This window comes from Macellibacteroides sp., from assembly GCF_050251695.1.
GTDB lineage: Bacteria > Bacteroidota > Bacteroidia > Bacteroidales > Tannerellaceae > Macellibacteroides > Macellibacteroides fermentans.
Map to the genome: position 1 here is coordinate 29,321 of NZ_JBFWMI010000033.1, position 1,648 is coordinate 30,968.

1 protein-coding gene and 1 pseudogene are annotated in these 1,648 nt (G+C 44.8%); both read left to right on the forward strand.

Annotated features, from left to right (window positions below):
* Window positions 1–597, forward strand: a pseudogene (locus AB7E53_RS06915) (oxygen-independent coproporphyrinogen III oxidase); the annotation flags it as partial.
* A gap of 2 nt (window positions 598–599) precedes the next feature.
* Window positions 600–1,648, forward strand: a 1,049-nt coding sequence (gene hemG / locus AB7E53_RS06920; RefSeq protein ID WP_446774880.1) for a protoporphyrinogen oxidase, incomplete at its 3' end; no start/stop codon positions are given.

Genomic DNA, 1,648 nt, shown 5'->3' on the forward strand with positions numbered 1-1,648 from the left:
GCCGGAGAAGAAAAAAGCAATATGTACGACACGGCAAGGCAACTTCTTAAAGAAGCCGGGTACGAAGCCGTGGGTATGGACCACTTTGTACGACCGGACGACGAACTTTTTACTGCTCTACAAACGAAGCAGCTTCACCGCAATTTTCAGGGATACTGCACCCGCAGAACTACCGGACAAGTTTATGCCTTCGGTGTTACGGGAATCAGTCAGCTATCCACAGCTTATAGTCAGAATATAAAAGATATTACCGCTTACATAGAGACAATCAACCAGGGAGGCTTTGCAGTAACCAAGGGATATTCTCTTTCTTACGAGGAACAACTCACCCGTGAAGCCATTGAATCACTCATGTGTAACGGCTCTCTTGATTGGGAGGAGCTGGCCAGACAAGCCGGTATATCATCCGAAACCTACCGGGCAGCCACAGCTTTCAATCCGGAACGGATGAATGAATTTGCGTCTGATGGACTTATCACATGGAGCGAACATAATATACAACTTACTCCAAAAGGTACTATATTTGTGCGTAATGTAGCTGCTTCATTGGACAAGCTGATGCTACATACAACTAAATCATTTTCCAAACCTGTATGACGATGGAAGCAAAATCAGCACAAGTAGTTGTAATAGGGGCAGGTCTCACGGGGCTGACCACAGCATTTTACCTTACACGCAGAGGTATATCAGTCCATATACTTGAGGCATCTGCACGTACTGGAGGACAAATACATACTTATAAAGAAAACGATTTTATATACGAATCAGGACCAAATACCGGAGTGGTATCTTACCCTGAAGTAGCCGAACTGTTCGCGGCGCTTTCACCCCATTGCGAACTCGAAACCGCAAAAGAGGAATCCAAACGACGCCTTATCTGGAAAGGAGATCGATTCCGTGAGTTACCTTCCGGATTACTTAGTGCTGTTACCACCCCTCTGTTTACATTGAAAGACAAGTTCCGAATCTTAGGTGAACCTTTTCGGAGTAAAGGTTCCAATCCCGACGAATCTGTAGCCCAACTGGCTGCCCGACGTTTGGGACAATCTTTCGTAGATTATGCAGTTGACCCATTTCTGTCCGGAGTGTATGCCGGCAATCCACATACACTGATAACCCGGTATGCCCTTCCCAAGCTTTATAATCTGGAACAGGAATATGGCAGTTTTATCCGTGGAACAATTGCTAAAGCTAAAATCCCTAAAACTGAACGAGATCTTCTTGCCAGCAAAAAAGTTTTTTCTGCACGTCAGGGATTAGGTAATCTGGCTGAAGCCCTGACCAAAGCGATCGGGAGCAAACATATTACGCTACAAGCAGATAATGTAACTATTTTACCCCATAACGGAAAATGGGAAATAAAGTATAATACTCCTCATGGAGAACACACCTATCATGCAAGTCAGGTGGTCTCCACTATTGGAGCATACAACCTGCCTAACCTCTTACCGTTCATAGATCGTAAAGAGATGGCATCCATCAGCAATCTTACCTACGCGCCGGTGATACAAGCAAGCGTAGGATTTAAAAATACCGGAACATTGCGTTTCAATGCATTCGGAGGACTAGTGCCATCCAAGGAAAAGAAAAAGATATTGGGTATACTATTTCCTTCGGCTTGTTTTGAAGGAAGAGCGCCAGAAGAGGG